This is a genomic window from Ancylothrix sp. D3o (assembly GCF_025370775.1).
GTDB lineage: Bacteria > Cyanobacteriota > Cyanobacteriia > Cyanobacteriales > Oscillatoriaceae > Ancylothrix.
Window position 1 is genome coordinate 320,785 of the sequence record NZ_JAMXEX010000001.1, and the last position, 26,444, is coordinate 347,228.

21 protein-coding genes are annotated in these 26,444 nt (G+C 44.9%); 7 read left to right on the forward strand and 14 right to left on the reverse strand.

Annotated elements, in window-relative coordinates:
• Window positions 1-29 precede the first annotated feature (29 nt).
• The 5 genes from NG798_RS01495 (at window position 30) to NG798_RS01515 (ending at window position 5,634) form a co-directional block, all read left to right on the forward strand.
• Window positions 30-1,409: a serine/threonine-protein kinase gene (locus tag NG798_RS01495; RefSeq protein WP_261220021.1), complete on the forward strand. Its 1,380-nt coding sequence runs from the start codon at window positions 30-32 to the stop codon at window positions 1,407-1,409.
• A gap of 150 nt (window positions 1,410-1,559) precedes the next feature.
• Window positions 1,560-2,960, forward strand: a complete 1,401-nt coding sequence (locus NG798_RS01500; RefSeq protein WP_261220022.1) for an ABC transporter substrate-binding protein — start codon at window positions 1,560-1,562, stop codon at window positions 2,958-2,960.
• A gap of 86 nt (window positions 2,961-3,046) precedes the next feature.
• Window positions 3,047-3,928, forward strand: coding sequence for an alpha/beta fold hydrolase (locus tag NG798_RS01505; RefSeq protein WP_261220023.1), 882 nt, complete (start codon window positions 3,047-3,049; stop codon window positions 3,926-3,928).
• A gap of 301 nt (window positions 3,929-4,229) precedes the next feature.
• A complete protein-coding gene (locus tag NG798_RS01510; protein WP_261220024.1) occupies window positions 4,230-4,541 on the forward strand; it encodes a hypothetical protein in 312 nt (103 codons plus the stop codon).
• A gap of 145 nt (window positions 4,542-4,686) precedes the next feature.
• The gene (locus NG798_RS01515) at window positions 4,687-5,634 is read left to right on the forward strand and encodes a GDP-mannose 4,6-dehydratase (RefSeq protein ID WP_261220025.1); all 948 of its coding nucleotides are present in this window, start codon (window positions 4,687-4,689) and stop codon (window positions 5,632-5,634) included.
• 417 nt (window positions 5,635-6,051) lie between these two features.
• On the opposite strand, the gene NG798_RS01520 is transcribed toward NG798_RS01515, so the two are convergent.
• Window positions 6,052-6,192, reverse strand: a complete 141-nt coding sequence (locus tag NG798_RS01520) for a hypothetical protein (RefSeq protein WP_261220026.1) — start codon at window positions 6,190-6,192, stop codon at window positions 6,052-6,054.
• A 380-nt stretch (window positions 6,193-6,572) separates the two neighbouring features.
• Here NG798_RS01520 and rimO point away from each other — a divergent pair, with 380 nt between their 5' ends.
• Together rimO and NG798_RS01530 are read left to right on the forward strand one after the other, a co-directional pair.
• Window positions 6,573-7,928: a 30S ribosomal protein S12 methylthiotransferase RimO gene (gene rimO, locus NG798_RS01525; RefSeq protein ID WP_261220028.1), complete on the forward strand. Its 1,356-nt coding sequence runs from the start codon at window positions 6,573-6,575 to the stop codon at window positions 7,926-7,928.
• A 314-nt stretch (window positions 7,929-8,242) separates the two neighbouring features.
• On the forward strand, window positions 8,243-9,670 hold the full coding sequence (locus NG798_RS01530) for a DEAD/DEAH box helicase (RefSeq protein ID WP_261220029.1): 1,428 nt from the start codon (window positions 8,243-8,245) through the stop codon (window positions 9,668-9,670).
• Window positions 9,671-9,970: 300 nt separating this feature from the next.
• On the opposite strand, the gene NG798_RS01535 is transcribed toward NG798_RS01530, so the two are convergent.
• From NG798_RS01535 to NG798_RS01595, 13 genes are all read right to left on the reverse strand, one after another.
• Window positions 9,971-10,801, reverse strand: coding sequence for a PEP-CTERM sorting domain-containing protein (locus tag NG798_RS01535; RefSeq protein ID WP_261220030.1), 831 nt, complete (start codon window positions 10,799-10,801; stop codon window positions 9,971-9,973).
• Window positions 10,802-11,505: 704 nt separating this feature from the next.
• Window positions 11,506-13,779 carry a 6-phosphofructokinase gene (locus NG798_RS01540; protein ID WP_261220031.1) on the reverse strand — a complete coding sequence of 758 codons (2,274 nt, stop codon included), beginning with the start codon at window positions 13,777-13,779 and terminating at the stop codon, window positions 11,506-11,508.
• A 257-nt stretch (window positions 13,780-14,036) separates the two neighbouring features.
• Window positions 14,037-15,065, reverse strand: a complete 1,029-nt coding sequence (locus NG798_RS01545; RefSeq protein ID WP_261220032.1) for a dihydroorotate dehydrogenase-like protein — start codon at window positions 15,063-15,065, stop codon at window positions 14,037-14,039.
• A 128-nt stretch (window positions 15,066-15,193) separates the two neighbouring features.
• Window positions 15,194-18,760 carry a pyruvate:ferredoxin (flavodoxin) oxidoreductase gene (nifJ, locus tag NG798_RS01550; RefSeq protein WP_261220033.1) on the reverse strand — a complete coding sequence of 1,189 codons (3,567 nt, stop codon included), beginning with the start codon at window positions 18,758-18,760 and terminating at the stop codon, window positions 15,194-15,196.
• Window positions 18,761-19,198: 438 nt separating this feature from the next.
• Complete coding sequence (locus tag NG798_RS01555) at window positions 19,199-19,429, reverse strand: HypC/HybG/HupF family hydrogenase formation chaperone (RefSeq protein WP_261220034.1); 231 nt, start codon at window positions 19,427-19,429, stop codon at window positions 19,199-19,201.
• A 33-nt stretch (window positions 19,430-19,462) separates the two neighbouring features.
• Entirely contained in the window at window positions 19,463-21,874 is a 2,412-nt protein-coding gene (hypF, locus tag NG798_RS01560; RefSeq protein ID WP_261220035.1) for a carbamoyltransferase HypF, read from the reverse strand.
• A 222-nt stretch (window positions 21,875-22,096) separates the two neighbouring features.
• Window positions 22,097-22,711, reverse strand: coding sequence for a CP12 domain-containing protein (locus tag NG798_RS01565; protein ID WP_261220036.1), 615 nt, complete (start codon window positions 22,709-22,711; stop codon window positions 22,097-22,099).
• Window positions 22,712-22,749: 38 nt separating this feature from the next.
• A complete protein-coding gene (gene hypB, locus NG798_RS01570) occupies window positions 22,750-23,538 on the reverse strand; it encodes a hydrogenase nickel incorporation protein HypB (RefSeq protein ID WP_261220037.1) in 789 nt (262 codons plus the stop codon).
• A gap of 35 nt (window positions 23,539-23,573) precedes the next feature.
• Entirely contained in the window at window positions 23,574-23,930 is a 357-nt protein-coding gene (gene hypA / locus NG798_RS01575) for a hydrogenase maturation nickel metallochaperone HypA (protein ID WP_261220038.1), read from the reverse strand.
• A 42-nt stretch (window positions 23,931-23,972) separates the two neighbouring features.
• A complete protein-coding gene (locus NG798_RS01580; RefSeq protein ID WP_261220039.1) occupies window positions 23,973-24,455 on the reverse strand; it encodes a hydrogenase maturation protease in 483 nt (160 codons plus the stop codon).
• Between the two features lie 15 nt (window positions 24,456-24,470).
• Window positions 24,471-25,631 (reverse strand): serine/threonine-protein phosphatase, encoded by a 1,161-nt coding sequence (locus NG798_RS01585; RefSeq protein ID WP_261220040.1) that lies wholly within the window; start codon window positions 25,629-25,631, stop codon window positions 24,471-24,473.
• 1 nt (window position 25,632) lies between these two features.
• A complete protein-coding gene (locus NG798_RS01590; protein WP_261220041.1) occupies window positions 25,633-26,139 on the reverse strand; it encodes a PAS domain-containing protein in 507 nt (168 codons plus the stop codon).
• Entirely contained in the window at window positions 26,129-26,410 is a 282-nt protein-coding gene (locus tag NG798_RS01595; protein WP_261220042.1) for a (2Fe-2S) ferredoxin domain-containing protein, read from the reverse strand. Before NG798_RS01595 ends, NG798_RS01590 begins: the two co-directional genes overlap by 11 nt.
• Between the last annotated feature and the right edge of the window lie 34 nt (window positions 26,411-26,444).

Sequence of the window (26,444 nt, forward strand, 5' to 3'; positions counted from 1 at the left end):
CCTATCGGGCGACAGCCCCTAGTACGGATATGGAAATTCTTTGTACGCGCCCTGGTTGCCCTCGTCCTGTCAATTCTTTTGCTGACCTTGATGATAGTAATACTCTCTCAACGGTGCAGCAAAAATTTTGCATTAGTTGCGGGATGCCTTTGATTTTAGTTGGCCGTTATTTGCCGGTGAAACGTTTGGGTAGAGGTGGTTTTGGCACGGCTTATTTGGCCCGCGACCGCTATACGCCAGGGATGCGTCGCTGTGTGGTGAAACAATTCCAACCGGCCGGCGAGTTGTCTGCCGAACAAATGCAAATTGCTCGTCAATTGTTTGAACGCGAGGCGGAAGTTTTAGAACAACTTGGCAATACTCATCCGCAAATTCCTGATTTGTTTGCCTTTTTTCCTTTGGAAGTTTCGGGCGGTTCTCACGGTCAACCGGCCCGTTTTTTTTATTTGGTTCAAGAATTCATTGATGGTCAAAATTTGGAAGAAGAACTAGCTCAAAAAGGCAAGTTTTCTGAGGCTGAAATTTTAGAAGTTTTGCAAGAAATTCTTAAAATATTGACCTTTGTTCATTCCCACCATTCTATTCACCGTGATATCAAACCGGCCAATATTATGAGGGAACGCACCGGCAAGGTTGTGTTGCTTGATTTTGGCGCGGTTAAACAAATTGCTCAAGGGGCCGGCAATTTAGATCGCAGTACGGGAATTTATTCAATGGGGTTTGCGCCGCCTGAACAAATGACAGGAAGTAGTGTTTTTCCTTCTACAGATTTATATGCTTTGGCGGTGACTTGTATTTGTTTATTGACAGGTAAACCGGCATCTGAGTTATTTGATTCTTATACAAATCAGTGGAACTGGCGACCCCACGCTAAAGTTAGTAAACAACTTGCAGAGGTTTTCGATAAAATGCTGAAAGCTTCTCCTTCAGCGCGTTTTCAGTCTGCTGAAGAAGTGCTGGCAATTTTTACACAAAGAAGTTCTAAAAATACACCGACAGGCGCAAAGACTTTCCCCGTTAACGTTACGCAAGCGCCGCCGACAAGTATAAAACAGACTAAACGTAAATTTTCGACCTTAGAAATTTTGTTTGGGGCTGCTTTTACCGGCTTTGAAGGGGGATTATTATTTATTGGGTTGCAGACTTTGTTACCTACGCCCGGAATACTTATAGGGGTATTGGTGCTTGTTTTGTCGCTGTTAATTTTTGCTCAAAATCGCCGGTTTATTGAAGGAAAAGATTTACCGATTTTTGCTGTGATTACAGGTTTAATTGTTTGGTTTTCGCCTTTGCGTGGGGGGTTGGCTTTGGATGTGGTGCTGATCGCTGCTGTGGGTGCGGCTTTGTCTGCGTTGGCGGTGACGGCTTTATTTCGTTTGGTTTATGTCATTCTTTCTCGGATTTTTTAAGAAAATTCGGGGACGGATTTTTTAAACCGCAGATAAACGCAGATGGACGCAGATAAGTTAATTTTTGGGTTTGGTAGTTGGGATAAGAGGCGGTGTGTGGTTGGGGGGTTTTGTTAGAATGAGTTTTTATAATTAATTGTAAGTTTTTTTATGTCTCAAAAAAATGAAGCGCCTGTTCTGATTTTGTCTTTGTTGATTACGGTTGGGTTATTGGCGGGAGGGTTTTGGTGGTTAATGAATCGTTCTGGTGTGAATTTTCCTTTGGTTAATTCAAGCCAAAATTCTGGGGGCAATGTTTCTTCGGGCCGGTTGAGTTTAGGCGAAAAAATTTTAATTACGGCTGATACAAATAATAATAAAAAAGCTGGGGTTGAAGCTTTTGCTAAGGGGGATTATGCGACGGCTATTCGTGAGTTTCAAACTTCGCTGCAACAAAATAGAAATGACCCCGAATCTTTGATTTATTTGAATAATGCTAAGGCGGCGTTGACCGGTAAAGTTTATAAAATTGCCACAAGTGTTCCGGTTGGCGGCAATTTGAATGTTGCGAAGGAATTGCTGCGAGGAGTGGCGCAAGCCCAAGATGAATTTAATCAGGCCGGTGGATTGAATGGGGTTTTGTTACAAGTGGTAATTGCTAATGATGATAATGATGCAAGTGTGGCAAAAAATGTGGCTCAGGAATTGGTTAATGATTCCAGCATTTTAGGAGTAGTGGGGCATAATGCAAGTGAGGCTTCGCTGGCGGCGGCGCCGGTTTATCAACAAGGCAAACTGGTGATGATTTCTCCGACGAGTCATGCCAAAAGTTTATCAAGTATTGGAAGTTATATTTTTCGCACGATTCCTAGTATTCGCTTTGATGCAACTGTCCTTTCTCGCTATGCTGCTGGAAAGGAGAAGTTAAAAAATATTGCCATTTGTGCAGATTCTCAAGCAGAGGCGAGTCTGTCTTTCAAAGAAGAATTTACGTCAAATTTCTTTGCCGATGGAGGCAAAATTTCTGGGAATCGCTGTGATTTTTCGGCGGCAGATTTTAATGCTCAAAAAATTGTTTCTCAGGCGGTAAGTGATGGGGCTGATGGTTTGTTATTGGCGGTTTCTGTGGGTAATATTAATCGGGCAATTCAGGTGGCAAAGGCAAATAAAAACAGGTTACACTTGTTGGGAAGTTATGCGCTTTATACTTTTCAAACTTTAGATCAAGGTAAGGCAGATGTGAATGGGATGCTGTTGGCGGTTCCTTGGCATCCGGCGGCAATTGAAAATAATTTGTTTACAGAAAATGCGGCTAAACTTTGGGGCGGTTCGGTGAATTGGCGCACGGCTTTGGCTTATGATGCCACTCAGGCTATTATTGCCGCTTTTAAGGGTGGTTCGAGTCGAGAATCTCTGCAAAAAACTTTGTCGAGTCTGAATTTTTCTACTGAAGGCGCTACCGGAAGAATTCAGTTTTTGCCGTCGGGAGACAGAAATGGGGCTTCGCAATTGGTTAAAATTGTGCCTGGTGGCAATTCGGGTACGGGTTTTGATTTTGTGCCGGTGAGGTGATTTTTCTGGGTTCGCATCCAGCTAGGTTACAATCGCCAGTCGCCTTTATTATTAAGTTAGTTTAAGAAATTTGAGAAGACACTACCGTGACGACACAACAGATTTCCGTCTCCAAAACAATTGAAAAGTTTATCTGGTCTTGGCGTGGGCATCAAATTTATTACACTGTAAGCGGTGAAGGCCGGCCTTTGGTGTTAATTCACGGATTTGGTGCATCAATTGGTCACTGGCGTAATAATATCCCTGTGTTGGCGAGTGGGGGTTATCGGGTTTTTGCGCTGGATCTGCTGGGGTTTGGTGCTTCGGATAAACCGGCTTTAAGTTACTCTTTGGAATTGTGGCAAGAGTTGCTTAAGGATTTTTGGACAGAAAAAATTAATGAACCGGCTATTTTTGTCGGCAATTCTATCGGCGCTTTGCTGAGTTTAATGGTGGTGGCAAATCATCCAGAAATTAGCCTGGGTGCGGTTTTAATTAATTGTGCTGGGGGGTTAAATCACCGGCCTGATGAGTTAAATTTTCCTCTGCGTTTTGTGATGGGGACTTTTACCAAGTTGGTGAGTTCTAAATTGTTGGGTGGTTTGATGTTTAATAATATTCGTCAAAAACACCGAATTCGTAATACTTTGCGCCAAGTTTATCGCAATCACGAGGCGATTACTGATGAGTTGGTGGAGATGCTTTATGAGCCTTCTTGTCATGCCGGTGCTCAACAGGTTTTTGCTTCGATTTTGACTGCTCCTCCTGGGCCACGTCTTGCTGATTTGTTGCCAAAAGTTAAGCATCCTTTGCTTGTTTTATGGGGGGCTGATGATCCTTGGACTCCTATTAATGGGGGTCGGGTTTTTGAGGAGTTTAAGGGTGTGCCGGTGGAGTTTGTAGCTATTCCTAATACAGGTCATTGTCCCCATGATGAGCGTCCTGATGTTGTTAATGAGTTGGTTTTGCGGTGGTTGGAGGGAATTTGATTTACCCGCAGATAAACGCAGATTAACGCAGATGGGTTATCGGTTTTTGTCGGGTTTGATTAGATAATAAAAATGGCAATATTTTTGTCCTACTAATATGTTGGTAGGATATTTTTTTGGCTTTTTGGCTATTTTTTGAAGAAGAAAAGGTTTCTAAAACTTGGGCTAGGCTTAAGGAATTTTGAAAAGGCCATTGAGTGTAGTTTAGATTGTGGATTTACCGGCATTTGTACGGCGGGATGATGAAAGATAATTTTCATATCAATTGCATAGTTTAATATTTCTGGATAATAAAAGTTTAGTGCCAACTCCTCCGAATTATTTGGCTTTACTGGATTGTGTGAAGATGTCGCTGTTGCTGCAAGAATGGTGTCAGGCTTATGATTATTTGTTGGTGGATATGTCGCCGGTGGTGGGGGTGACGAATGCTCAAACGGTGGTGCCAAAGCTGGATAGGATGGTTTTGGTAGCTGGGGTGGAACGGGCTACTCGTTCGTCTCTGTCTGAAGGAATAGAGGTTTTGGCGGGATGTCGGTGTAATATGGCTGAGATGGTGGTTAATTTTGTTGACCGGCCCCAAAATGTGTATTATTCTGCTTATTATTCGTACTAGACGAAGCCGGTGGTTAATTAGGCTGCCTCAAAACTGGATGGGAAAAAATCTCTGTCTCGAACTCAGGAAATTTTGGGTAATTTTTTGAGGATAAAATAGGGGTGCTTTAGAGTTTTTCAAGAAAAGTTTTAATTAGGAAAAATTTATGAAAAAGGCTTTGATTTGTGGCATTTCCGGTCAGGATGGGGCTTATCTGGCGAAGTTATTAATTAGTAAGGGTTATGAGGTGATAGGGGCATCACGAGATGCTCAAATTTCGTCTTTTCGCAATCTTTTACGGTTGGGAATTCGGGAAGATGTGAAGTTGGTTTCAATGTCTTTGACGGATTTTCGGAGTACGTTGCAGGTGTTGAGTAAAGTTCAACCTGATGAGGTTTATAATTTGGCCGGTCAAAGTTCGGTGGGGTTGTCTTTTGATTTGCCGGTGGAGACTTTGGAAAGTGTGGCGACGGGGACTTTGAATTTGTTGGAGGCGATTCGTTTTAACGGTGGGAATATTAAGCTTTATAATGCGAGTTCAAGTGAGTGTTTTGGGGATACGGGAGATAAACCGGCGGATGAAATGACGCCTTTTCGTCCGAGAAGTCCCTATGCAGTGGCGAAGGCAACGGCCTTTTGGGAGTTGGCAAATTATCGAGAAGCTTATGGTTTGTTTGCCTGTTCTGGTATTTTATATAACCATGAGTCACCGTTGCGTCCTGAGCGTTTTGTGACGCAAAAGATTGTTGCTTCTGCTTGTCGAATTGCTAAGGGAAGTCAGGAGAAGTTACGGTTAGGAAATATTTCGGTTAAGCGCGATTGGGGTTGGGCTCCGGAGTATGTGGAAGCGATGTATTTGATGTTGCAGCAAGAGGCTGCGGATGATTATGTGATTGCGACGGGTGAGAGTTATTCTTTGGAGGATTTTGTCGTGCAGGCGTTTAATTGTGCCGGTTTGAATTGGCAGGATCATGTGATGATTGATGAGAGTTTATATCGTCCGACGGAGTTGGCGGTGGGGAGGGCAAATCCTGCTAAGGCGAAAGAGAAGTTGGGATGGGAGGCGAAGTATAAAATGCCTGATGTTGTGCGGATGATGGTTGAGGCAAAGTAAGAGGGAATTTAAGTTAAAAATATTGGCTTGTTTTCCCGATTTAACAATTTTGGCTAGTCAGAAAAGATTAGTAATAAATAATGATGATTTTAAAATTTTCTCAAAAAATCATCATTATTTATTGCAGTTTTATTTTTTTGGAAAGCCCCATAAATGCAACTGAATTTTATCAGAGCGCATCTAATTCATTGCGTTAAAATACTGACTAAATTTGTCTTAATTCAATTGGCCGGCCCGTTGCCGCCATTTGTGAGAAACTTTCTTATTTTGCCAGTAAAGCCTTATTTTTATAACCGCTCGCAAAAAAGCATTCTTAGGAAGGTATCTAAAATTTTGGAGAATCGGGGAAGCAGTGATAGCATCGGGATAAAAAAAATTGCCCCTCATCCATCACCCCTCCCTATCAGCCATTCTCGATCAACCAAGCGCATAGGCGGACTTTAGCGCCCAGATAATCAGAAATACTACACCGCCTAAAACCACTACTGAAGAGATGGCGACGGCAATGGGGCTATCTGCCCCTGGAAACTTCATAATTCCGCGATTTAAGTCAGACATAGGTTTCCAGTTGTTTACCTTGTTTCCGTTATTTCCGTTCAACTCAACTCCCCAGAGACTAGGGAATTGTTTTTATTTTATACCACTTAGCAAAAACGCTGCTAGAGATATAAATCTTAAAACCCTTGTAGATAAAGGATTTTTAGCCCTTTAAAATCTAAAAGTTAAACTCTAAAATTCTCTAATTCTCGCGGATGGACGCCTGTTGATGGCAAAGATGCTAAAGAAAAATTTATGTGGCGGCAGAATTTGGACATTAAAATATGTTAAACTCATAAAGCTGACCAGGAACTCTATCCGCCGGCCTACGCCCTATGGCACACCCCGGCCTCGCGCCCGGTCAAATATCGTACAAACAGGGACTTGACTCTATTTTATAGATGGGCAAAAAGCCAATCATTGCCGTATCTCACCTAGGCTGTGAGAAAAACCGCATCGATACGGAACATATGCTCGGTTTGCTCGTACAAGCCGGCTACGAAGTCGATAGCAACGAAGAAATAGCCGACTACGTTATCGTTAACACTTGTAGTTTCATCCAAGCCGCCCGCGAAGAATCGGTGCGAACCTTGGTAGAACTCGCAGAAGCCAATAAAAAAATCGTGATCGCCGGCTGCATGGCGCAGCATTTCCAAGAGCAACTCCTCGAAGAGTTGCCAGAGGCGGTTGCTTTAGTTGGCACCGGCGACTATAACAAAATTGTGCAAGTTATCGAGCGAGCAGAAAGTGGTGAACGGGTCAAAGAAATTAGCCCCGAACCTACTTACATCGCCGACGAAACAACCCCCCGCTATCGCACCACCACCGAAGGAGTCGCCTACCTGCGGGTTGCTGAAGGATGCGATTATCGATGCGCTTTTTGCATAATTCCTCATTTACGGGGAAATCAAAGATCGCGCTCGATAGAATCGATTGTCGCGGAAGCCCAACAGCTAGCCGCAGAGGGTGTTCAGGAAATTATATTAATTTCCCAAATTACCACCAACTACGGACTCGACCTTTATGGCGAGCCAAAGTTGGCCGAATTGTTGCGGGAACTGGGTAAAGTCGATGTGCCTTGGATAAGGATGCACTACGCCTATCCCACCGGCCTCACTCCCAAAGTGATCGCAGCGATGCAGGAAGTCCCGAACATCTTGCCCTACCTCGATTTACCGTTGCAGCATTCCCATGCCGAAGTGTTGCGGGCCATGAATCGCCCCTGGCAAGCGGGTGTCAACGACACCATTATCGAGCGTATCAAAACGGCAATCCCCAATGCTGTACTGCGGACAACATTTATTGTGGGATTTCCGGGGGAAAATGAAAAACACCATGAACATTTGCTACAATTTGTTAAGCGACATGAATTTGATCATGTAGGTGTCTTTACATTTTCTCCAGAGGAGGGGACACCAGCTTACAGTTTGCCTTCCCAACTGCCGCAAGAAGTGATGGATGCCCGCCGGGATGCCATCATGGAAGCGCAGCAACCAATTTCGCTGAAAAAAAATCAAGCAGAAATTGGCAAAGTGGTAGATGTATTAATCGAGCAAGAAAATCCTGAAACGGGCGAATTAGTAGGGCGCAGTGCCCGCTTTGCGCCTGATGTAGATGGTTTAGTTTACGTTCAGGGGTCGGCTCGGCTGGGTTCAGTAGTGCCGGTGAAAATAATCAACGCAGATATCTACGATCTGTATGGTCATGTAGCGACGGCAGCAGACTTGTTGCCAGTGGCTATGTCCGCACAGCGTTAGGAATTGTAAAAAATGTTGCGAAATACTTAACAATAGTTTACAATAGAGTTAAGATTACGCAAGAAGAATCGTTTGGGTGCGAGCCGACTCTCTAAGGTTCGATACCGGTCTATCAGAGATACCTGAAGCTCGATCCAAAGATTCATCCAAACCTCACGCTGTATAAAGTGACTGGGAATTAGTGGCTAGAAATTAGTGAAAAAATTTGGTAAGTGGTAAAAAAACCAAGAACCAATAAAGGGCTAATAGCTAATGACCAATAACCCATCACCAACAAAGTGCATTGAAAGAGTATAAGGTTTATAGGAGATTAAATGGATTTGACATTTGCAAGCTTAGGTCTCTCTGATGCTCGTGTTAGCCAACTAGAGAAACTAGGTTTCACAGCCCCGACGGCCATTCAAGCGCAAGCAATACCTGAATTATTGGCGGGGCGCGATGTAGTAGGGCAAGCCCAAACCGGGACCGGCAAAACGGCGGCTTTTTCCCTGCCCATCTTGGACAACGTTGATACAACAAAATCAGTCATCCAAGCGCTGATTCTAACCCCCACCCGCGAACTGGCATTGCAAGTTTGTAATGCCATGCGCGACTTGAGTGGCGACCGGCGCATAGGTATTTTATCCGTCTATGGTGGTTCGGCAATTGACCGGCAAATTCGCTCACTGCAACGCGGTACGCAAATTGTCGTGGGAACCCCAGGACGAGTAATTGACTTGCTCGAACGCGGTAACTTAAAGCTTGATCAGCTTTCTTGGATGGTATTAGATGAAGCCGACGAAATGCTGAGCATGGGCTTTATCGATGACGTCGAAAAAATCTTATCCCAAGCGCCAAAAGACCGCCAGACTGCATTCTTCTCGGCGACAATGGACTTTTCGATTCGTCAGTTAATATCGAAATTCCTCCGCGATCCGGTCAATGTCAGCATCAAGCAACCGAAAGCAACACCCAAGCAAATCAACCAAGTTGTGTACAACGTACCGCGTGGTTGGACAAAAGCAAAAGCGTTGCAACCGATTTTGGAACTAGAAGATCCAGAATCAGCAATTATATTTGTCCGCACCCGCAAAGCAGCAGCAGAACTCACCAGTGACCTGCAAGCAGCCGGTCACAGTGTTGATGAATATCATGGCGATTTGAATCAGTCTCAGCGGGAACGCTTGCTGAATCGCTTCCGCCAGCAACAAGTCCGCTGGATCGTTGCAACCGATATCGCCGCTCGCGGTTTGGATGTGGATCATTTGACCCACGTTATTAACTACGATTTGCCGGATAGCGTCGAAAGCTATGTCCACCGCATCGGACGGACAGGACGGGCCGGTAAGGCAGGAACAGCAATTTCCCTGGTGGTACCTTTTGAGCGCCGCAAGTTGCAGCAAATTGAACGCCATGTTCGCCAAGCTTTACGCACCATGCCGGTGCCGACACGCGCCCAAATTGAAGCCCGTCAGCTAGAAAAGCTGAAAAATAAGGTGCTGGAGGCATTGTCTGGCGAGCGGTTGGCTTCTTTCTTGCCCATAGTCGCTCAATTGGGTGAAGAATACGATGCTCACACCATTGCCGCAGCCGCTTTGCAGATGGCTTACGACCAAACTCGTCCGTCATGGCTAACATCGGATATGCCGGAAGAAGATTTATCGGGAACTCCCAAACCGAAGTTAATCAAGCGGGGTCGCCAGCAGGTACAAAGTGAAATTGTACGCGGGCCGGCGGCTGAACCCCAAGAAGTCAAGAGCTAGTAAGTAAGTGGGGATGGCCTACTGTTTCCCAGATGCCTCTCCCCTATTAATGTTTTAAAAACCCGCCTTCTCTAAGAGGGTGGGTTTTTTTATAGGGGTTTTCTTATGACTTGCTACGACCAAAACCCGACCTCCTAGAGTGGGTTTAAAGAAGGCCCAAACTGTACGGGGAACACTGCAAACCCCTTGATAGGTATTAATGTATTAAAAACCCGCCTTCTCTAAGAGGGCGGGTTTTTTTTACTTATAGGTCTTGAAGAATACTATGTAGAGCCTGGTTTAAGGGCTTTACCAATCGGCCTATTCTTCAGTTTTATTAGCTTTGGCTTTGCGGCGCATTCCCATCAAACCGGCCAGACCCATAATAGAACCGATGATCGTAGTAGGTTCGGGTACTTGTTCGACCGGGGTGCCACCACCGGGAGTCTCGCTGCCGATTGGGCTGGTGGGGGTGACAGGCTCGCTGGGGGTGACAGGGCTGATCGGGGTGACAGGCTCGCTGGGGGTGACTGGGTTGCTGGGGGTGACTGGGTTGCTGCTGACCGGCGGAGTATATACAGGAGCAGCCCCTTCTGTTTTGCTGCTGCCTTCACGTCTGCTTCCGGGGGCACCTACACTCGTAGCACGCACACCAATATTTTGAGCGCTAAACATTGCTAACGTTAGCGGTTGATTAGCCGACAATGTAAAAGTAGTGGTTTGAAAATCATCAGCACCGCCTCTTAAACCATTGTTACCGATTTCAATTCCGCCGTCATAAGAAGCTTGACCGCCAGCACCATTTAAGTTAGCGTTACCAACATTGCTAACATTACCGCTAAAATCTGTAGCGTTAACTTGAGCACCGGTAGCTGTGAGGCCGGTAATCCCGTCGGCAGCATTAAAGAAAAATCCTCGCAAATCAGCAGTATTTGGGTTCTGAGCATCAGTGACAACCCGCAAAGTTACCGTAACCGTGCCATTGCCGCCATTATCATCTAAGGTAACATTGACTTTTAAAGGATCGCCCGTAAAATTCGCTGCATCAAAGCTGGTTGTTGCCGCTTTAACCGGCAGACTTGCCAACAAAGGAAGAGCAACACCGGCCATCAACAAAGCAGACTTAAGTTGAAAATTATGTGTAGATTTCATGGTCTCTGTCCTTCCTAAAAATATTGTCGAGTTAAAAAGCCTTAGCTCTAAAACGTGTAGCAGAAAAGAATTGTTGCTTACCGGCCTCCCACTAGAAAAATACTTTCATACTTAGTTTTCTTTTGGCATTAATTAACTAAGCGGAGATGCAGCTGATATAGTTGGGTCGTTTGTGTAAGATGTTTTTCTTTTCTTGTATGAATATATCATTGCATGGCTTTTTGTCCTTGACAAGCCTTTTTGGGAAGCTTGAATCAAACAATATATTTTCCAACAATTTTTAAAGATTGAATAAAGAACCTGTCAATCTCTCCCCTTTCCGTTGCCATTTAGCAAGCCTCCGTAATTACCCTGAATCACTTGGAAATATTGAGCCTAATTCCCTCAGTATTTTTAACAATTTTCTATTAATAAGTGGAACCCCTCCTCAAAAATCAGTATTATTACGGTTATTTTTTTCAGGAAAATATGATTGCAACGAGCGCAGGAAACGCTAAAAACAATGTCTGCCACCTATTACTAGGGCGTTGGTGTCAACGAATCCTAGGGGAAGAAAGGAGAGAAACGAAGTGAAGCAACCACTACAAGCAAAAAAACTAGCCCCAGACGTCCGGGGCTTTAATAAATCACACCTAAAAACAGAAGTGGGCTGTATTTGTTCAGCCCACAAGTTGACTTGGCCAACTAAAGAGCAGAAGACACGACTAAGGAGCCGACATCGAAAGAATATTAGCCAAATCACGCAAACTCATCCACCACTGTTGTTTAGGACGGCCCAAATTCATATCCATCAAACGTGGTAACTCACCCAAATCAAAAAAGCAAGTTTGTCCGCCTTGTAAACCAATAAACCCTGCACCAGGGATAGGGTTACTCGCTTCCTCAATCAAAAAATCGAGACACTTAGCAGCAAAGCGTGTCCCCTGAATACGATCAAAAGGAGAAGGATCACCCCCCTGCTGCAAATGGCCTAAAATTGCTTGCCGTACCTGAAAAACCTCCTTGCCTTCCTCAGCAAACATCGAAGAAATAAAATTAGAGTTATAAACCTGGTGAGCATCCTCATTAAACATCACCAAACCCACCCGTTTACCTTGATTAAAGCCATCAATCAACCGTTGCAAGTCTTTCTGTAAATGACCCATACTCAAACCATCTTCATGTAAATACACCTGCTCGGCGCCGGTGGCCAAACCACTCATCAGGGCCAAATAACCACAATAACCGCCCATCACCTCGACAATAAAACAGCGACTAGAAGCCACAGCCGACTGCTTAATCTTATCCACCGCCTCAATAATATTATTGAGAGCCGTATCCGCACCAATGCTGAGTTCGGAAGCCGGTAAATTATTATCAATCGAAGCCGGCAGACAAACAATCGGAATATTAAACGCCGGAAAAGTATCACGCTGAGAAAATAACTTATAAGCAGCCTCATAACCCGACCAGCCGCCAATCACAAGCAAACCTTGAATTTTATTTTCCTCAATATGACGAGCAATGGCATAAAAATCTTTTGCTTGGGGAACGCGACGAGAAGTACCCAACTCCGAGCCACCAGTAGTTGCCATCCCCCGCACACTCAGCCAATTTAACTCCTTAACCTTTCCCTCAATAAAACCACGAAAACCGCGCTCTATCCCCAACATCGTATGACCTTTATCAATTCCCAAACGCACAGCAGCACGGACAATCGTATTCATCCCTGGCGCCGCCGCATCACAATTGAGTACCGCCAAACGTAAAGGAGGAGAAGAAGCTCCGCGACTACTCGGTTTAGCCTGCATTAAAGTATTGAGCGTATAAAAAGCTTCCTTAAAACTACTTCCCCGCATATCCATCGCCTGATCATATTGCCCTTGAGAAATAGCATCAGCCACCGCATGAGTTTCGCGTACACATTGCATCAGAGGCTTTGAGCAGATGCGGTTTCCTTGAATTCCAATCATCAAAGGCTCACTGTGGGGAGTTGAACCCAAAATCGCCTCTACTGCTGCATGACCTAACATCGTACTTAAATTCCGGTCAAAGGCTGTCGGTGCGCCGCCGCGCTGGACGTGGCCTAATATGGTTATACGAGTATCTTCATTAAGTCTTTCATCTAAAACCTTTTTCACTAAATCGCAAGTAATCGGGTTGCCTTGGCGGTCTCTTGCTCCTTCTGCAACAATAACAATACTATCTCTGCGGCCTGACTCGCGTCCCGCGTTGAGGACTTCACACATTTGATGCTGCCAATCATCCATTGATGGGGGACATTCAGGAATAAAAACCCAATCGGCGCCGGTTGCTAAAGCTCCCATCAAGGCTAAATAACCACAATTTCGCCCCATCACTTCCACTACAAATGTGCGTTGGTGACTCGCTGCGGTAGAGGAAATTGCATCAATGGCTTCTGTTATACGATGTAAGGCAGTATCAGCGCCTATAGTCATGTCACTGCCACACATATCATTATCTATGGAGGCCGGCAAACCCACAATTGTGAGATAAGGATGCTGTTTGATGATTTCTGGGCCTATAGTCCCCGAATCAGCTAACTCTGTGAGAATTTGGGACCATTCTTTGCGGAAAAGATCGGCGCCGGTGAGACTACCATCCCCACCAATTACCACCAAAGCGTCTATACCATGTATCAACAAATTGCGAGCAGCAATTACTCGACCGACCTGGGTGCGAAACTCCAGACAGCGAGCCGTACCAATAATCGTACCGCCCCGGTGCAAAATTCCCCCCACATCATCCCAACTTAAAGCATGAATGCAGGGACGGGCAAGACGGGGATGGCTGGCGGCTGTTTCTATCGGTTCGCATTCATTGCCATCCACCATTCCCTGATAGCCTTCATAGATAGCATAAACTTCCATTCCCAAATGCAGAGCAGAACGCACGACAGCACGCACGGCTGCATTCATCCCTGGTGCATCTCCGCCACTGGTTAAAACACCAATTCGTTTTTTTTGTGTTATGGACATAATATGGGGTTAAAAAAACATTTCATCCGTAGCTTAATAGATTTTTTTAACACAAAGGAGCGTTTCGATGTAGTTGGGCTTTAGCTTGATTGTCAAGAGTTAAAAAACCGCAGATGCACGCAGATACCCTATCCGCGTTAATCTGCGTTAATCTGCGGTTTAAAATTAAACTCATAAATAAGCGCAGATGTATGGCAGATCATGTTGCCTGCCCCACACATGGTTTTATTGTTTGAATCTGAGGTTGTTTGGAAGGTTTATTGAGAGACTCGCAAATCAGCCATAGAGTAGGGTGGTTTATAGCTTTGAATCCCCTTCATATATTGTGCCCTTTCATAAGCACTAGCATCAGGGCAATTTTGTTGACTCATGCTGCCCTGCATTTGTTTAACTGATTCGTATTCGTTCTCTTCCATCCAATGTTTTATTTCTTGTTCTAAAACACTCAGATGTTCTATGCCATGCCGCATTAATACAGAGCAAATTTGAGTGATTTTTGCTCCTACCATTAACATTTTAATGGCATCATGTCCTTTTTGAACTCCGCCGGTTGAGGCCAAATCTGCACCTATTTTGCCATATAAAATTGCTATCCAACGCATCGGTAATCGCATGGCTTGGGGGGTGCTTAGCAAAATGTGGGGGGAAACTTCGAGATTTTCTAAATCAATATCTGGCTGCATGAAACGGTTAAATAATACTAAGCCATTGGCACCGGCTTCGTCTAGGCGTTTTGCCATGTTTGCCAAGTTGCTAAAAAATGGGCTGATTTTGATGGCAACCGGCACGGTTACTTCGGCTTTTACTTCTCGCAAAATGTTGATATAATTTTGCTCGACTTCTGCACCAGAAAGATTGGGATCTGTGGGAACGTAATAAATGTTTAATTCGATAGCATCGGCACCCGCCTGCTGCATCAAGTTTGCATATTCTACCCAGCCGCCGGTGGTAAATCCGTTTAAGCTGGCAATAATGGGAATATTAACGGCTGCTTTTGCTGTGCGGATATGTTCGAGATATTCTTCTCCTGAAACGTGAAAAAGTTCGGGTTCTGGAAAGTAGGTAATGGCTTCTGCGTAGCTTTCTGTGCCGTGTGTTAGGTGATGGTGAAGTTCAAATTTTTCGCGGATCAGTTGTTCTTCAAAAAGTGAATGCAGAATGACTGCACCGGCGCCGGCATCTTCCATTCTTCGGACGTTATCGATGTTTTCTGTTAAGGGCGCTGCGGCTGAGGGGACAAGGGGGGAACGCAGTTTTAAGCCTAGGTATTCTGTGGTGATATCCATAGTTATTTGTCCTTTTTTATGGGTGGTTGGTCAAATGTTTTTTTGTAGGGGCAATCCCCCAGTGGTTGCCCCAGTCGGCTATCGCAGGCGAGACGCCTGCGCCACTGGGTTGCTACAGGGATGAGGAGTTATACGGGGGTTACTGGTTTATCCGCACTGTGGCTGTTGCGGGCTGCCATGTATTCGTACATCTGCCACCGGCTGCTAACGTCTTCTTGGGCTTGTTGTAAGAGGCGTTTTGCTTCGGCGGGTTTGGTTTTGGTTAGCATTTTGAACCGCGCTTCGGCGTACATCGATTGCTCGACGGTTTTCTTGGGTGCGCGAGAATCTAAAGTTAAGGGGTTTTTGCCTTGGTGAACCAGTTCGGGGTTATAGCGATATAACAACCACCGGCCTGATTCTACTATTTCTTTTTGATGGTTCATGGCGGTGGTCATGTCTATGCCATGAGCGATACAGTGCGAGTAGGCAATAATCAGCGAGGGGCCGTTGTAGGCTTCGGCTTCTAAGAAGGCTTTGAGGGTGTGTTCGTCTTTGGCACCCATTGCGACGCTGGCAACATAGACGTTACCGTAGGTCATTGCTATTAGGCCGAGGTCTTTTTTGGCTGCGGGTTTGCCACCGGCTGCAAATTTGGCGACGGCACCGCGTGGGGTGGCTTTAGATGCTTGTCCGCCGGTGTTGGAATAAACTTCGGTATCTAATACTAAGATATTGACGTTACGGCCAGAGGCGATGACGTGATCTAATCCACCATAGCCAATATCGTAAGCCCATCCATCACCGCCGATAATCCAAACGCTCTTTTTCACGAGGTAGTCGGCGACGCTGAGTAGTTGTTTGGCTTCTGGGGAGTTGAGTTGTTGCAGTTTTTGTTTGAGGCTTTCAACTTTTTCGCGTTGTTCCCAGATGTCGGCTTCGTTGGTTTGCTCGTTGTTGAGCAGTTCGCCTACGAGGTTATCTCCTATTTCACCGGCCAATTTTTGCAATAATTCTGTGGCAAATTGGGCTTGTTTGTCGATGGAAACTCGGAAACCAAGACCAAATTCGGCGTTATCTTCAAAGAGGGAGTTTGACCAAGCTGGGCCGCGTCCTTCGGCGTTTTTACTCCAGGGGGTTGTGGGTAGGTTTCCGCCGTAAATGGAGGAGCAGCCGGTGGCGTTGGCGATGATCATGCGGTCGCCGTAGAGTTGCGAGACAAGTTTGAGATAAGGGGTTTCGCCGCAGCCTCCGCAGGCGCCGGAGAATTCAAAGAGGGGTAACTGCCATTGTTGTTGACGGATGCGATCAACGTGCAAATGGCGCCGGTCTGGTAGTGGTAAGGTCTCGAAGTAACTCCAGTTTTCCCGTTCTTGTTGCCGCAAGGGTAAGAGTTCTTCCATGTTAATCGCTTTGCGCGATGGCATGGATTTGTTTTTGGCGGGGCAAACTTCTACACAAATGCCGCATCCGGTGCAGTCTTCGGCGGATACTTGGATGGTAAATTCGGTGTCGGCGAAGTCTTTGTCTTTGGTGGCGATGTGTTTAAAGCTGGCCGGTGCGTTTTCTAGGAGGGCCGGTTCGTAGGCTTTGCCGCGTATGACGGCGTGGGGGCACACCATTATGCACTTGCCGCATTGCACGCAGACGTCGGCATCCCAAACGGGGATTTCTTGGGCGATGTTACGTTTTTCCCATTGGGAGGTGGCGGTGGGATAGGTGCCGTCGCAGGGTAAGGCGCTGACGGGTAGTTCGTCGCCTTCGCGCAGCATCATTTTTCCTTGGACTTCGCGGACAAAGGCCGGTGCTTGTTCGGCAACGGGGGGCGCTTTTTGAATGGTGCTGCTGACGGTGCCGAGTTTGACTTCAAAGAGGTTTTGTAGGCTGTTATCGACGGCTTGGAGGTTCATGCGAACGATTTCTGCACCTTTTTTGCCGTAGGTTTTTTCGATGGTTTTTTTGATTCGTTCAATGGCTTCTTCTTTGGGTAGCACGTTGGCTAGGGCAAAGAAGCATACTTGCATGACTGTATTTATATGTCCGCCCATTCCGCTTTCACGGGCGACTTTGGTGGCGTTAATTGTGTAAAGTTTTAAGTTTTTACGGACTATTTGCTCTTGGGTTTCTAGGGGTAAATTTTCCCAGATTTCTTCTGGACTGTAGGGGCTATTTAGTAGGACGGTTGCGTTGTTGTCGGCGGCTTTTAAAACGTCGAGTTTTTCTAAGAAATGACCTTGATGAATTCCGACGAAGTTGGCTTTTTCTATGAGGTAGGTTGAGCGAATTTGTTGCGGCCCGAAGCGTAGGTGGGATACGGTTATTGCTCCTGATTTTTTGGAGTCGTAAACAAAGTATCCTTGGGCGTAGTTTTCTGTGTCTTCGCCGATGATTTTGATTGAGTTTTTGTTGGCGCCAACGGTTCCATCTGAGCCTAAGCCGTAAAATAGGGCTCGGACTACGTTTTCGGGTTCGGTGGAGAAGTTGGGGTCGTAGTCTAGGGATGTGTGTGTGAGGTCGTCTTTAATGCCTATGGTGAAGTGGTTTTTTGGTTTGGTTTGGTTGAGGTTGTCAAAGATGGCTTTGATCATGGCTGGGTTAAATTCTTTGGATGATAACCCGTAGCGTCCGCCTACGATTTTTGGTAGGGTTTCGTTTGGCCATTCTTCGTGGAGGGCTGTGACTATATCTAGGTAGAGGGGTTCTCCGCCGGCTCCTGGTTCTTTTGTTCTGTCTAAGACGGCGATTTTTTTGACTGTTTGGGGGATGGCTTCGACGAGTTTTTTCATGTCGAAGGGTCGATATAGTCTGGCTTTTACTACTCCTATTTTTTCGCCTTTTTCTGTTAGGTAATCTACGGTTTCGTGGACTGCTTCGCAACCGGAACCCATTAAGATTATGATGCGTTCGGCGTCGGGTGCTCCGTGATATTCAAATAGTTTGTAATACCGACCTGTGAGGTCGCCAAATTTGTCCATTGCTTGTTGTACGATGTCTGGACAAGCTGCATAAAATGGGTTGACTGTTTCTCTGCCTTGAAAGTAAACGTCTGGGTTTTGGGCGGTGCCTCGCATTACGGGGTTGTCTGGGGTGAGGGCTCGGTGCCGGTGGGCAAAGATCAGTTCGTCGTCGATCATGGCCCGTAGGTGGCTGTCTTCGAGTAGTTGGACTTTTTGGACTTCGTGGGATGTGCGGAAGCCGTCGAAGAAGTGTATAAACGGAATTCTTGATTTTAAGGTGGCGGCTTGGGCGATGAGGGCGAAGTCGTGGGCTTCTTGGACGGAGGCTGAACAAAGGAGGGCGAAGCCGGTTTGCCTTACTGCCATTACGTCTTGGTGATCGCCGAAGATTGATAGTCCTTGGGCTGCTAGGGAACGGGCGGCAACGTGGATGACGGCGCTGGTTAATTCTCCGGCTATTTTGTACATATTTGGGATCATTAGTAATAATCCCTGGGAGGCTGTGAAGGTGGTTGTTATGGAGCCGGTTTGTAGTGATCCGTGTACTGTGCCGGCTGCGCCTGCTTCGCTTTGCATTTCGATGACGCTGGGTATGGTTCCCCACAGGTTGGGGCGTCCTTCTGACATCCATGCGTCTGCCCATTCGCCCATTGGTGAGGCGGGGGTGATGGGATAGATGGCTATGACTTCGTTGAGTTTGTATGCAACACGGGCAACGGCTTCGTTGCCGTCTAATGTGGAAAAGGTGGCGGTAGTCATATTTTCAAACCTTGTAAGTGAAGAAGGAATTTTTTGCACGGTGGCGTGTATGGCCGGGAACTTGGTGCAAAATTTGTTTGTTTATGAGCTATTTTGGTGGAACTTCTAAACAACAATCATGTTGTTTTATTCTGGGAGTGTCCCTATGATTTTTTCTTTTTCATAAGGGGTTCTGTTAAGGTTTGTTTAACCTTATTTGAGGGGCTTAATTTTTTCTTACAGTATCAATTATAAAGCTTTTTGTGATAGTGATGTTTATTATTTTTTGATTAATTTTTGTTGTTGGGGACTGGTGGCTGTTGAGGGTTTTTGCTTGATTTTTAGGGCTTTGGGGGGCTTTTAGGCGGCTGTTGGGTGGTGTGGAAATGCCGCACTAAAAGCAGTTGGATGAAGGAAAGCGGTTAATCTTGAAAAAATATGTAAAAAATTTAAGAATTGTTACATTTTTTGCATTTGCGAAAAATATTGAAGAGTTTTTAGGGCTTCGTCTTCGTCTACGATGCTGAGGGCAAAGCCGACATGAACAATAACGTAGTTGCCTATTTCTGCTTCGGGTAGATAGGCAAGGCTGACTTCTTTGAGGATGCCTCCAAAGCTGACTTTGGCGCTCTTGAGAAGGGGTTCATTATTGTTGATGCTGATGATTTTTCCGGGTACTGCTAAACACATAATTGGGGATTGGGGATGGTGAAATGTTTTTATTTAGGGATGTTGAAAAAGGGTGGCGATAATTTGTCCGAGGGCTATTCCGCCGTCGTTGGGGGGGATGCGTTGATGCCAGTAGGGTTGTAGGTTTTCTTGTTGTAGCCGGCGGATGGTTTTTTCGAGTAGGTATTTGTTTTGAAAACAGCCCCCACTGAGGATGATTTTTTGTTCTTTTCTATATTTTGCCACTGCGATTATGGTTTCTACCAATGTGTTATGAAATTTTACAGAGATGGTGGCTAAGGGTACTTTTTGGGTGATGTCGTTTAATATGGCGAGGATGGTGGGCTGCCAGTCGATAATGATGGGGGATGGGGGATGGGGAGTTAATTTAAAGGGGTAGGTTTGATTGTTTTCGATGTCTTCTATGGCAAATTCTAATTCCATTGCGCCTTGCCCTTCAAAGTTGATGATTTGCCTTTGGTTTGTGAGGGAGGCGATGCTATCAAATAATCTGCCAACGCTGGAGGTTAGGGGGCTGTTGATGCGGCGTTGATACATTGTTTGCAGGATTTTTATTTCTTGGGGGGTAAAGGCTTTGAGGGTGTGGAAAGTAAGGTTTTCTGGGGGGTTGGTAAAGATGTTGTTGCCAAAGATTTCGTAAAGTAAGCCCAAGGCAATGCGCCGGGGTTCTTTGATGGCTTTGTCTCCACCGGCAAGGGGAAATTGCCGAAAGTGGGCGATGCGGGATATTTGTATTTTTAAGTTGGTGGTATTTTTTGTTTCTTGGATGGGTAATATTTGGAAAAATTCGCCTCCCCAAATTGTGTTATCTAGTCCGTAGCCGGTGCCATCCCAGGCGATGCCAAGGGCTGATTTTCCTAGGAGTTGATTTTCGGCTAGGCAGGCGAGTATATGGGCGTGGTGATGTTGGATGGTAAAAGTTGGGAGGTTTAAGTTTTGGGCGTATTTTGTTGATAAATAATCGGGGTGTGCATCACAAACTACTATGCTGGGTTTGATTTCATAAAGTTGCTTGAAGTTTTCGATGATTTGTTGAAAGGAGTTGAAGGCTTCGGGGGTTTCTAAATCTCCGATGTGTTGACTTATAAATATTTGGTTTTTTATGGCTAGGGCTATGGTGTTTTTTAGGTGGGCGCCGGTGGCTAATATGGGATTGGAAATTGGGGATTGTTTGCTGTTTTCTGAGGTTGGTAGGGAAATTGGAAGGGGGGCGTAGCCTCTGGCGCGGCGTAGTATCATTTCTCTACCGGCTATGATGCGAACGATGGAGTCGTCTACGGGGCGTAGGATGGGGCGATTATGTATGAGGAATAAGTCGGCTATTTCTGATAGTTTGATAAGGGCTTGTTGTTCGTCTATGCAGATGGGTTCATCGGAAAGGTTGCCGCTGGTTGCTATTACTGGCTGGTTTAATTCTGCCATTAATAAGTGATGCAGGGGTGTGTAGGGCAACATGATTCCTAAGTAGGGGTTGCCTGGGGCTATGTTGTTGAGATTTTTAAGGATTGAGTTGGGATGGGTTGGTTTGTTTTTGTGTTTGAGTAATACTATGGGTGATTGGGGGGAGGTTAGTAATCTTTCTTCGCTTGGTGAAATGTGGCAATCTTGTTTGATTTGTTCTAAGGATGGATACATTAGGGCGAAGGGTTTTTCTGAGCGTTTTTTGCGCCGGCGTAGTTCGTTGATTGCTGTAGGGTTGCCGGCGTCTACGATTAAATGAAAGCCTCCTAAGCCTTTGATGGCGATTATTTTTCCTTGTTTTAGGGCTTGAATTGTGTTAGAAATTGCCGGGTCTTTTGTGGTAATGGGGGTGCCGGTGTTGTCTAATAGTTGGAGTTGGGGGCCACAATTTGGGCAGGCGTTTGGTTGGGCATGAAACCGGCGATCAAGGGGGTTTTCATATTCTTGTTGGCATTCTGAACATAGGGTAAATTTTTTCATTGTTGTGTTGCTACGATCATAAGGCAATTGCTCGATGATTGTGTAGCGTGGGCCGCAATTTGTGCAGTTTGTGAAGGGGTAATGATAGCGGCGATTTTTGGTCTCGAAAATGTCTTTTAAACAGTCGGGGCAGGTGGCGATGTCGGGTAATACTAGGGCTGTTTTTTGGCCGGTGATGCTGGGTTTTATTTCAAATTTTGTATAGCCAATGGTGTCTAACCAGGTTGTTTCTAAGGCTTGAATGATGGCTAAGGGTGGTTTTTGTTTTTCGATTTTTAAGAGGAATTCTTGTAAGGTTTTTTGGTTTCCTTCTACTTCGATAAATACGCCTTGTGAGGAGTTGTTTACCCAGCCGGTAAGCTGCATTTCTGTGGCAAGCCGGTAAATAAATGGCCTAAAACCTACTCCTTGTACTGCTCCTTGGATGATGATGTGGAGCCTGGTTTTGACTGCGGAGTTGGAAGGCTGGAGACTTTGATTTTTTAATAAGTAGGGTTTTTTCATAATTGCTGATTTTTCCTAACCTCCCTATTTTTAAAATCACCGTCTATTGTCTAAGAGCACAATTTTAAGAATGTAAGTTGATGGCGTTAATTTGTTCTAAAAAAATAACTTTTGATTAAGAAATGTAGAGCCTGCAAAGAAAGAGCCTGCGTAAGCGCTTAAACCCCCCTAAAAAAGGGGGGTAATTCGTGGAAGGAAAGTTACTTAAAAGCGGGCTAGAATTTAGGTGTCATAAATGCGTGCTTCTGCGGATTCTGGGTTTTCTTCGCAGTAAACTTGAAAGGAGGTTTTGAGGGGTTTAGCTGCGCGTTGATGGGAGGCTTCGGCTTCTAATTCTTCGACGATATCCCAGGCGGCGGCGGCTTCTTTTGAGGTGGCTCCTTTTTGAGCAGAAACGGCGCGGGCTTCTTCGAGGGCTTGTTGAATTTTTTGTTGAATAACGGTTTCTTTGGGTTTTTCTACAAAGTCACTTTTCCGCAGGATGTCGGTGACAGAAATAATGCCCAAAAGTTTATCTTTGATGACGGGGGCTCTTCGGATGCCGGTGTTGGCAAATAAGCGAGCAACGTATTCTACTCCTAAGTCTGGGTTGATGACTATGCAGGGCTTTGTCATTATTTCATAGACACGGATATTTTTGGGGTCTTTGCCATAGGCTGCGACTTTATAAATGATGTCGGTTTCTGTTACTATGCCGTAGGCGTCTTCATCGTGCCGGCGGTTAACGATAAGGGCACGAAGATTTTTTTCTTTCATTAAGTTTACGGCTTCGGCTACTGTGGCTGAGCCTTTTATTGTGATGACTTCTTGGGTCATAATATCTGCTGCTTTCATCATTTTGTCTCCTGGGTTTTGGGGAAGCTTTTTAACATTTTTTAAATGGCCAAAGCGGTTTTTTTTGCGCTTTTGCCTAAGTGTTCCTGTAATAAATTATACCAGTTTTCCATGCCGTTGCCGGTTCTTGATGAAACTTCAAATATGGTGGCTTGGGGGGCCACTTTTTGAATGTTGGTGAGGGCTTTTTCTCTGTCAAATCCTACGACTTCGGCTATGTCAATTTTGTTGACAATTACGATGTCTGCTGTTTTAAACATGGTAGGATATTTGAGGGGTTTGTCTTCGCCTTCGGTGACGGATAGTAATACGATTCTTAGGTTTTCTCCGAGGTCGTAGGCGGCGGGACAAACGAGGTTGCCGACGTTTTCTATTATTAATAGGTCTAGGTTATCTAGGTTGAGTTTTTGAGCGGCTTTTAATACCATTTCGGCTTCGAGGTGGCAAAGGGTGCCGGTGGTTATTTGAATGGCTGGGGCGCCGGCATGACTTAGCCGGTGTGCGTCGTTGTCGGTTTCTAAGTCTCCTACTACGATGCCTATTTTAATTTGATTTCCGATGTCTTTGATGGTGCGTTCTAAAAAGGTTGTTTTTCCTGAACCTGGGGATGAGAGAATGTTTAAAACGAGGAGGTTTTTGGCGAGGAAATAACCACGATTTCTTTCGGCAAGCCGGTCGTTTTTATCGAGGATGGATTGGACGATGGGGACGGTTTTATGATGGGTTTCGTGATGGTGGTGATCGTGATGATCGTGGTGGTGCTCATGGGGGTGGGTGTGATCGTGGAGGGTGATTTCTCCGCCGGTGTTGCAGCCGCAATCTTTACACATTTTAATTCTCCTTTTCTTTGTTTTAATAGGGTTTTTTATGGTTCGGGTTGGGAGATTTCTAAGGATGATAGTTCGATTTCTTTTCCTTGTTGAATTTGGTTTGTGATTTTGTTACATTTTGGGCATTCGTAAATAATGATGTCGCTTGGTTGAAAGGTTGTTTGGCAGTGGGGACAATAGCAAACAACGGGGACTGTTTGTATTTCAAGTTTTGCGCCTTCGGCTAGGGTGTTTTGGGTGCAAATATCAAAGGCAAATTCGAGGGCTTCGGGGACGACTCCAGATATTTCTCCTATCCGCAGAACTAAGCGATGTATTTTGGTTGCTTGTTGCCGGTGGGCGTGTTCTAGGGCTATTTCTATGGTGTTTTGCATTAAGCTGATTTCGTGCATTTTTATCAGTTATTGCTTGGGTTTATTGTTGACAAAAACTGCTTATTCTGGATGTCTGATTAAGTAATCGATTTCTTCGAGGGCGTCTGCCATTGCTTTTTCTGTGAGGAGGGAGAGGGTTTCTCCTAGGTCGAAGTTGGTGGCGGGAATGGCTACTAACCAGGCTTTAGGTGTGTGTTGATATAGTTCTTGGGTGAGGGCTAAAAGGGTTGTAGGATCGCTTGTGTGTCCGATTACAGAATTGGGGTTTGATGCCGGCTTTAATTCGACTATTTGTAGCTCATCATTTTGATTGGCTGGATAGGCATCTACAAAGATAGCTATGTCTGTTTGGGATAAGGTTTCTGCAAGTTCTGGAGTGAGTTGAGTAACGGCAAGGGATTCGAGGTTAGGAACGCCCCAATGAGATACTATTTGTGCTATTTTTTGCCCTACTCCGTCGTCGCTGCGGAGGTCGTTTCCATAGCCGATCAAGGTGATACGGTGATGAAGGCTTTTGAGTTTGGCGGCTATATTACAATCCATGTTTTTTACCTTTTTTTAACAGTATTCGATTTGTACTTCTTTTTGCTTGTCTCGCAAAAATTTAACGACTTCTTCGACTAAACTACGGCGAATTGAGATGTTTTTGGGAAGGAGGGGGTTTTGATAAAATTCGTTGATTTTTTGGCCGACTAGAAATAAGATTGAGTCGGCTTCGATGATTTCTTTGGCGAGTAAGACGGCTCCGTTTTTGTCATGGGAAAGGCGGGATATATCGCAATTTGCTTGTTTTAAAACTTCTAAACATTTGGAAATGGTAAGGATGCCTTCGGTTACTAAGTCTATTTCGCTGAGTTTACCGATGGGTGGGAGTTCTTTTCGCATGGTGGAGATGTCCATTTCGATTGTTTCGCCTAGGAAACTGGCTACTATGTTGCCGGTTGTGCCTCCACAGACAACTTTTCGGCCTTCAAAGTTTAAGAGTTTTTCTACATAAATTATATCTTGTTTTTCGTCGAGTGGGGGGCCGGTGAAAATCATTAAGGGGTTTCTGCTGCGTACATAAACGCCGACAAATGTGGCGTCATCTCCGATTTGTGTTCGATAAAGAGAATGGGTTTCAGCTATGACTTTTTGAACGATTGTTCGGGCGTTGTGGGTGTGGTTGATAAAGATGTTTTCGATGTATTTTCCGATGTTTTCCCACCCCCAACCAAAGTTTAGGGCGACTCCTAAACCGGCATATAATACTCCATCGCTAACTGCGCCTAAAAAGTCTCCTTTTTCTAATACTCCTTCGGCGATGGTGATTTTTCTGTCTAATATTTTTTCGGTAATAGTTTCTAATTTTACAAGTTGGCCACGTCTTAAATAAAAAACTGGGGGATTGTCAAAATTAATTACTTTAAATTTATTGCTTTTGTGGTCAATTGTAATAATTGTAAAGGTGGCGTAGGCTATTTTTCTGACTTGGCAAATGGGGAGGGTGCCGATGACGGTTTTGATGACTTCTTCTAGGGGTACATCGGCGTTGAGCATGGTAATCAAAATTTCGGTGGTAAGGGTGGCGAGAATGTTTGCTTTTACGCCGCTTCCTAAACCGTCGGATAATACTATGGTTGTTTTGTCTTCTGTTTTGCGAAATTTGACTTTATCTCCACAAAGTTCTTCGCCTTTTTTGTTGAGGCTTAAATCATAGATATCTAAGAAATTATCCATGCTAGACTAACTCCTGATCGACCATTTTTAGGATTTTTAATAAGCTGACTTTGGTTTCGGCGGTGGTTTCTCCTAATAATCCTGCTATTTCTTGGGCAACTTTCATTTGGTTGTCTACAACTTCGTTGACTTTGGCAAGAGTTTCGGCTTTTAGCTTGCTCATTTCTTGCCGACGATGCCATTCTTGGGAAAGATCAACGATGATGCAGGCAACGACATTTTCATCTTTAATGGGAAAGATTACTTGGCGAACGTAGAGTTTATGTTTGGGATATTCTTTTTCTTCGTTTTTGATGACTTCGTTGTTTTCCCAGGCTTTTTTAAAGTCTTTGACTTCGCCTAAAATTTCTTCTGCCGGTTTGCCGATTAACTCTTGGGAGTTGACGTTAAAAAGTTTAGAAAATGCTGGGTTTAGTAAGGTAATTTTCATGTCTTTATCCACTACTATTAAGGCGTTTGGGTCATATTCCCATAGTAGTTTCCAGAGGTGGTTTTCGTTATTGGCCATAGGTTATTTCCTCTGTTTTTTTGATGTGTGGTAATATTTCTTCGGTGAATTTTTTTTCGATGTTTTCGGGACTAATTTTGCTAAATACTTGGTTACGAAATTTCATTACAATTCCATCACTACAGGTTTCTAAACAAAATGAGCCTTTTAATTCGATTTCGTCTTCTAGCTGGTGTTCGCTGATTAGTGATTGAAGTTTGGGTAAGACTTCATAAACTCCGAGTTGGTGGCAGGCAGAACCCATACATAAAAATAAATTTTCTTTTTTCATAGGAGAAAGGTAGCCCTTTAAGGGCTACGAATGA

What these genes read in the sequence shown, in the direction of transcription:
- NG798_RS01495 (WP_261220021.1), top strand. Translation starts at nt 30, where the DNA reads ATGGAAATTCTTTGTACGCGCCCTGGTTGCCCTCGTCCTGTCAATTCT.
- NG798_RS01500 (WP_261220022.1), top strand. Translation starts at nt 1,560, where the DNA reads ATGTCTCAAAAAAATGAAGCGCCTGTTCTGATTTTGTCTTTGTTGATT.
- NG798_RS01515 (WP_261220025.1), top strand. Translation starts at nt 4,687, where the DNA reads ATGAAAAAGGCTTTGATTTGTGGCATTTCCGGTCAGGATGGGGCTTAT.
- NG798_RS01520 (WP_261220026.1), bottom strand. Translation starts at nt 6,192, where the DNA reads ATGTCTGACTTAAATCGCGGAATTATGAAGTTTCCAGGGGCAGATAGC.
- rimO (WP_261220028.1), top strand. Translation starts at nt 6,573, where the DNA reads ATGGGCAAAAAGCCAATCATTGCCGTATCTCACCTAGGCTGTGAGAAA.
- NG798_RS01530 (WP_261220029.1), top strand. Translation starts at nt 8,243, where the DNA reads ATGGATTTGACATTTGCAAGCTTAGGTCTCTCTGATGCTCGTGTTAGC.
- NG798_RS01535 (WP_261220030.1), bottom strand. Translation starts at nt 10,801, where the DNA reads ATGAAATCTACACATAATTTTCAACTTAAGTCTGCTTTGTTGATGGCC.
- NG798_RS01540 (WP_261220031.1), bottom strand. Translation starts at nt 13,779, where the DNA reads ATGTCCATAACACAAAAAAAACGAATTGGTGTTTTAACCAGTGGCGGA.
- NG798_RS01545 (WP_261220032.1), bottom strand. Translation starts at nt 15,065, where the DNA reads ATGGATATCACCACAGAATACCTAGGCTTAAAACTGCGTTCCCCCCTT.
- nifJ (WP_261220033.1), bottom strand. Translation starts at nt 18,760, where the DNA reads ATGACTACCGCCACCTTTTCCACATTAGACGGCAACGAAGCCGTTGCC.
- NG798_RS01555 (WP_261220034.1), bottom strand. Translation starts at nt 19,429, where the DNA reads ATGTGTTTAGCAGTACCCGGAAAAATCATCAGCATCAACAATAATGAA.
- hypF (WP_261220035.1), bottom strand. Translation starts at nt 21,874, where the DNA reads ATGAAAAAACCCTACTTATTAAAAAATCAAAGTCTCCAGCCTTCCAAC.
- NG798_RS01565 (WP_261220036.1), bottom strand. Translation starts at nt 22,711, where the DNA reads ATGATGAAAGCAGCAGATATTATGACCCAAGAAGTCATCACAATAAAA.
- hypB (WP_261220037.1), bottom strand. Translation starts at nt 23,538, where the DNA reads ATGTGTAAAGATTGCGGCTGCAACACCGGCGGAGAAATCACCCTCCAC.
- hypA (WP_261220038.1), bottom strand. Translation starts at nt 23,930, where the DNA reads ATGCACGAAATCAGCTTAATGCAAAACACCATAGAAATAGCCCTAGAA.
- NG798_RS01580 (WP_261220039.1), bottom strand. Translation starts at nt 24,455, where the DNA reads ATGGATTGTAATATAGCCGCCAAACTCAAAAGCCTTCATCACCGTATC.
- NG798_RS01585 (WP_261220040.1), bottom strand. Translation starts at nt 25,631, where the DNA reads ATGGATAATTTCTTAGATATCTATGATTTAAGCCTCAACAAAAAAGGC.
- NG798_RS01590 (WP_261220041.1), bottom strand. Translation starts at nt 26,139, where the DNA reads ATGGCCAATAACGAAAACCACCTCTGGAAACTACTATGGGAATATGAC.
- NG798_RS01595 (WP_261220042.1), bottom strand. Translation starts at nt 26,410, where the DNA reads ATGAAAAAAGAAAATTTATTTTTATGTATGGGTTCTGCCTGCCACCAA.